Below are 5,828 nucleotides of genomic sequence, written 5' to 3' on the forward strand. Positions count from 1 at the left end.
CGGTCGGCCGGGTGCGCCGCGACTCCACGGGGGCGACGGCGCCGATCGTGCCGGCCACCCGCCGGGGCTGCTCGCCGGGTTCGCACCGCCACCACGAGGAGCGTGCGACCGCGCCCTCGGGGTCGTTGACGGTGAGGTGGCCGGCCGGGGTGATCTCCACCAGGCCGTCCACCAGGCCGTCCGGGGCGACGACCGGCACTCCGGAGCGTTCGGCGACCACCTCGGCCGGGCGGCGGCCGTTGGGGGCGAGGGCCGCCAGTCCGGAGGCGGCGAGCACCAGGTGGGTGGCGCCCCGGGCGCGGGTGATCACGCCGAGGTCGGTCATCCGGTCGCGCAGGACCTTGGCCGAGTCCGGCGCGGCGGCGATCACTACGACGGCGTCGGGGACGGGCCGCAGGGCGCCGATCGCGGCCTTCAGCTCGTTCGGGTGGGCGGTGGCGGAGGCGATCACGAAGTGCGGGCCGACCTCGCGGAGCACCGAGGGGCCCGGTTCCCCGGCGCGGGCGGGTGCCGGCACCGGGAGGGGCGCGGCGGGGCCGGGCGCGGCGGGAGTGTCCCCGGCGGGCAGCGCGCGCTGCGCCCCGCGCCGCAGTCCGAAGCGGCGGCGGGGCTCGGCCGGGGGTGCGGGGTCGCCGGAGCGCGCACCGGTGCGGGAGAGGCTCATCGTCCAGGACTACGGCCCCCGCCGGGCGCCCGGTTCACCGGGGGCCCGGCGGGGGCCGTGGGGCGCGCTGCCGGAGGGCCGTCAGGCCCGCGCCGACGGGTCCGCCGCCCCGGCCGGCTCGGGCTCCGGCTCCGGATCGGGCATCAGACCGGTCTGCACCTGGACCGTCCGGCGCCGGGTGATGTGCAGGCCCCGGCCGGGCGGCAGCACCCTCGGCTTGATGCTGCCGAACAGGGTGCCCTCGCTGGGCGGGCAGGAGAGCAGGGTGACGGGTGTGTTGACGTCCTGGAGCCGGCGCAGCAGCTGGTCGCTGTAGGCGCGGCCGATGCCGTTCGCGGAGCGGGCGACGATCAGGTGCAGGCCGAGTTCGGTGCCCTGCGCCAGGTGTTCGAGGAGCGGGCCGAAGGGGCCGGCGCCCATCTGGCCGGGGATGAGGTCGTAGTCGTCGACGATCACGAACAGCTCCGGTCCGGTCCACCAGTCGCGCAGCCGCATCCGGGCCGGGCTGATCTCCTCGCCGGGCAGCCGGGCCTCCATGGCCCGGGCCGCGCCGGTGACGACCTGCTTGAGGATGTCCACCGAGACGGCGTAGCCGAGCCGGTACTCCTCCGGGACGCTCTCGTAGAGCCCGCGCCGGAAGTCGACCAGCATGATCCGGGCCTCGGCCGGGGTGTAGGCGGAGGTGATGCCGTCGACCAGCAGGCGCAGCAGGTTGGTCTTGCCGCTCTCGCTGTCGCCGACCACCAGCAGGTGCGGCGACTCCTCGAAGTCGTGCCAGAGCGGCGAGATCGCGGTGTCCTCCAGGCCGAGGGCGATCCGCAGCCGGCCCTCGGGGGCGGGCAGCGAGGAGGCGTCCAGCAGCAGCGGCAGCATCCGCACCTCGGGCGCGCGCGGGCCGGTCCAGTGCTCGTTGAGGGCGTCGGCGAGGTCCGCGATGCCGTCGGCGAGGTCCTCGGAGGTGCCCTGGCCGTCGATCCGGGGGAGGGCGGTGAGGAAGTGCAGCCGTTCCTTGGTGAGGCCCCGGCCGGGGCTGTGCGGGACGGTCTCGGCGGCCCGCATATTGATCATGGAGTCGATGGGGTCGCCGAGCCGCAGCTCGAACCGGGTGCCGAACTGGTCGCGCACGCCGGTGGACATCTCGCCCCAGCGGGCCGCCGCGACGACCAGGTGCACGCCGTAGTTGAGGCCCCGGGAGGCGATCGGGGTCAGTGCGGCCACCAGGTCCGCGAACTCCTGGCGCAGGGTGCCCCAGCCGTCGACGACCAGGAACACGTCGCCGTGCCGGTCGTCGGCGAGCTCCGGGTCGCCGGCGGCCCGGCGGCGGCGGAAGGTCGTCATGGAGTCGACGCCCAGTTGGGCGAAGCGCAGTTCGCGGCGCGCGATGACGGCGTTGACCTCGGCGATGGTGCGGCCGACCCGCTCCGGGTCGTGGCGCCCGGTGACACCGCCGACGTGCGGCAGGCCGCGGAGCGAGGAGAGCGTGCCGCCGCCGAAGTCCAGGCAGTAGAACTGGACCTCCTGCGGCGTGTGGGTGAGCGCCAGCCCGGTGATCAGGGTGCGCAGCAGGGTGCTCTTGCCGCTCTGCGGGCCGCCCGCGATGCCGACGTGCCCGCCGGCGGCCGACAGGTCGGCGGTGAGCAGCTCGCGCATCTGCTGGAACGGGCGGTCCACCACACCCACCGGCACGGTCAGGGTGCCGACGGCCGGGCGGCCGTCGGGCGCCAGCCCGTGCCGCGCGGTGGGGGTGAGCGGCGGCAGCAGCTCGTCCAGGGTGGGCGGGGTTTCCAGCGGCGGAAGCCAGACCTGGTGGGCGGGCGGGCCGGCGTCGAGCATCCGCGCGGCCGCCAGGTCCAGCAGGTTCGGGGCGTCCTCCTCGGTCGCCGCCCTGGCCTCCTCGGCGGCCAGCACCTCCGGGTCGGGGTCGCGCGGGGCGACGTACTCGGTGCCGTAGGCCACGATCTGGCCGGCCACGGCGGCCTGCTGGACGGCGCCGCGCCGGCGTCGGTAGGGCCCGGAGACGTACGCGGCCTTGAACCGGGTGAGGGTGGCGATGTCGCTGCGCAGGATGCCGTTGCCGGGCTGGGAGGGCAGCTGGTAGGCGTCGGGCACGCCGAGCACGCCGCGGCTCTCCATGGCGGAGAAGGTGCGCAGGCCGACCCGGTAGGACAGGTGGGACTCCAGCGCGTGCATCCGGCCCTCGTCCAGCCGCTGCGAGGCGAGCAGCAGATGGACGCCGAGGGAGCGGCCGAGCCGGCCGATCATGATGAACAGGTCCATGAAGTCGCGGTGCGCGGAGAGCAGTTCGCTGAACTCGTCGACCACCACGAAGAGCGTCGGCAGCGGGTCGAGCTGGGTGCCGGCGGCCCGCGCGGTCTCGTAGTCGAGCAGCGAGCTGTAGTTGCCGGCCGAGCGGAGCAGCTCCTGGCGGCGGTTCATCTCGCCGTGCAGGGCGTCGCGCATCCGGTCGACCAGGGCGGCCTCGTCGGCCAGGTTGGTGATCACCGCGGAGGTGTGCGGCAGCTGGTCCAGGCCGAGGAAGGTCGCGCCGCCCTTGAAGTCGACGAGGACGAAGTTGAGCGTCTCGGAGGAGTGGCTGAGCGCGAGGGCCAGCACCAGGGTGCGCAGCAGCTCGGACTTGCCGGAGCCGGTGGCGCCGATCAGCATGCCGTGCGGGCCCATCCCGCCCTGCGCGGACTCCTTGATGTCGAGCTCCACCGGCTTGCCGTCCGCGCCGACGCCGATCGGCACCCGCAGCCGCTTGCCGCGCGGGCGCTCCGCCCAGCTGCGGGCGATGTCGTGCTGGTACAGGTCGTTGATGCCGAGCAGCGAGGTCAGGTCGAAGTCGGTGCTGAGCGGCTCGGAGACGTCCATCGCGTCGCCCAGCCGGTACGGGGAGATGGTGGTGGCGTAGCGCCGGGCGGCCGCGACGCCCAGGGCGTCCGGGCGGCCGAGCGCGGTGATCTCGTCGCGCCGGTTGCGGTCGGCGGTGACGAGGTCCAGTTGGTCCCCGGTGATCCGCAGCCGCATCCGGAACGGCGCGTGCTTCCACTCCACCGCGCCGGAGACGTCCAGCAGCACGGCGTTGCGGTAGCCGGCCAGCAGGGCGCGGCTGCCGCTGGGCAGCTTCACCCCGTCCAGGACGATCAGGGTGAACGGCTCGTCCCGGCCGGGCTGGGTCTCCGGCTCGAACGGCGGCCGGTCGGCGAACTCCGGACCCAGCAGTTGCTCCAGCTCCAGCAGCGAGTCGGCGACCAGGCGCACCGGCCCGGCGCCGTCCGTCTCGGTGGGGTGCAGGGAGTGCGGCAGCCACTTCAGCCAGGCCCATTCCGCGCGCTGCGCGGGGGAGACGGCGGCCGCGATCCGCAGCTCGTCCGGGGCGTGGAAGAACGCGAGCTGGGCGATCATCGCCCGGGCCAGCGCCCGGGCCGGAGCGGGGTCGGCGGCCTCGGCGGGCTCCGCGCCGGGGGGCGCGGGGGGTACCGGGTCCTCGCCGTCCGCCGGGTCGGCCGCGGGCTCCGGCGCCGGGTGCTCGCAGCGCAGCAGGACGTGGGCGTAACCGCGGACGTGGACGGCGATCGGCTGGTCGGCGATCGAGCCGTAGGCGTGGATGAAGCGGCGCAGCGCGTGCGCGCAGAGCGGTTCGAGGTCCTCCACCGGCTGGGTGGCCAGCGGGGCCAGTTTGACCGCCAGCCGCTGGGAGCCGGTGGCGATCCGCACATCGCCGAAGTCGGGGTGGGCGGCGCGCCGCTCCCACAGCCGCGAGGTGCGCACCAGGGAGGCGAGCGCGGCCGGGTCGGGGTGGCGCCAGGCCAGGGCGAGGCGCTGGTTGACGATGTGGCGGCGGACCTGGCGGCGCACCTGGGAGAGGTAGCGCAGGTAGTCGCGGCGCTCGCCGCGCAGCTGGCGCTTGCGGTCGCTGGCGCCGCGGATCAGCTGGGTCACCAGCATGCCGACGGCGGACAGGCCCATCATGCCCATCGCCACATAGGTGAGCGGCCCGCCGCCGGACTGCGGGTTGAGGAAGATCATCACCATCGAGAGCGAGCTCAGCGCCATCGGCGCCATGGCGATCATGTTGGACATGCCGCTCTGCTGCTCCGGAAGGACCGGCGGCTCCTGCAACTGGAGCTCGCCGTCCGGCATCGCCGGTCCGGGGCGCCGGGGCGGACGATCGACCAGGACCACGCTCAACGGGGCTCTCCTCTCGCGGCGCCCGGGGCGCCGCCGGTGACGGGGGGTCCGGCGGCCCGGGCCGTGCCGCCCGCGGACCACGCCGCACTCGGGCCTACGGCCCGCGGGGCCCCGCCGGTTCACCGCGCCCGCCGGCCCGGTGACCCGCCGGCGGAAGCGTCGGACCGACCGCCCGGTGGCCCGCCCGGTGAACCTTCCGGCCACCGCCGTCCGTACCTGTGACGGGAGAGCGGGCAGGCAGATTCCACAGGAGGACGCGACAGGTGAGCAGCAGCACGGTGGCGACAGGGCTGGTCCGGCTGAGGTTCCGCGCCCCCGGGACCGCCTTCGAACTCGCCCTCCCCGGCGACGTCGTCCTCGCCGACCTGCTGCCGGCGGTGCTCGGCTACGCCGGCACCGACGTCACGGAGAGCGGCACCGAGCACTCCGGCTGGATCCTCCAGCGCCTCGGCGGCGCGCCCCTCGACGAGGAGCGCACCCTGGAGGAGCTGGGGCTCGCCGACGGCGAGGAGATCTTCCTGCGCCCGGGCCAGGACGCGCTGCCCGAGGTGCACTTCGACGACCTGGTGGACGGCGTCCGCACCGGCACCGCCGCCCGCGGCGACTCCTGGCGGCCCGCCGTCACCCGCCGGCTCGCGCTCGTCCTCGCCCTGGTCACCCTGGCCGGCGGGCTGCTGCTGCTCGCCCTGCCCGGCCCGGAGGCGCCCCGCTGCGCCGCCGCCGCGGTGGTGGCGCTGCTGCTGCTGGCCGGGGGCACGGCGGCGACCCGGATGATCGGCGACTCGGCGGCCGGCACGGCGCTGGCCGCCGCCGGGGTGGCCCACGCCGCGGCCGCCGCCGCCCTGGTGCCCGGGGTCACCGGCCCGGCCCGGCTGCTGGCGGGCGGTTCGGCGGGGGTCGGCGCGACCGTGCTGGCGCTGGCGCTGGTCCGGTCCGGGCCGTTCTTCGCCGGGCTGCTGGTGGCGGCCACGCT

Annotated in this window: 3 protein-coding genes; 1 reads left to right on the forward strand and 2 read right to left on the reverse strand. The window is 75.9% G+C overall.

Annotated elements, in window-relative coordinates:
• On the reverse strand, nt 1-664 hold a 664-nt coding region (locus tag VR45_RS37340), incomplete at its 3' end, for a hypothetical protein (RefSeq protein ID WP_045944388.1).
• A gap of 81 nt (nt 665-745) precedes the next feature.
• Nucleotides 746-4,807, reverse strand: a complete 4,062-nt coding sequence (locus VR45_RS37345; protein WP_045944390.1) for a type VII secretion protein EccC — start codon at nt 4,805-4,807, stop codon at nt 746-748.
• Nucleotides 4,808-5,118: 311 nt separating this feature from the next.
• On the opposite strand from VR45_RS37345, the gene eccD reads away from it, so the two are divergent.
• Nucleotides 5,119-5,828: type VII secretion integral membrane protein EccD (gene eccD, locus VR45_RS37350; protein WP_045944389.1), on the forward strand; the 710-nt coding region annotated here is incomplete at its 3' end.

Origin of the sequence: Streptomyces sp. NRRL S-495 (assembly GCF_000966955.1) — a bacterium.
Classification (GTDB): Bacteria; Actinomycetota; Actinomycetes; order Streptomycetales; family Streptomycetaceae; genus Kitasatospora; species Kitasatospora purpeofusca.

Bases quoted from the DNA above. Each gene is read 5' to 3' on its own strand.
- VR45_RS37345 (WP_045944390.1), bottom strand. From the start codon at position 4,807: ATGCCGGACGGCGAGCTCCAGTTGCAGGAGCCGCCGGTCCTTCCGGAG.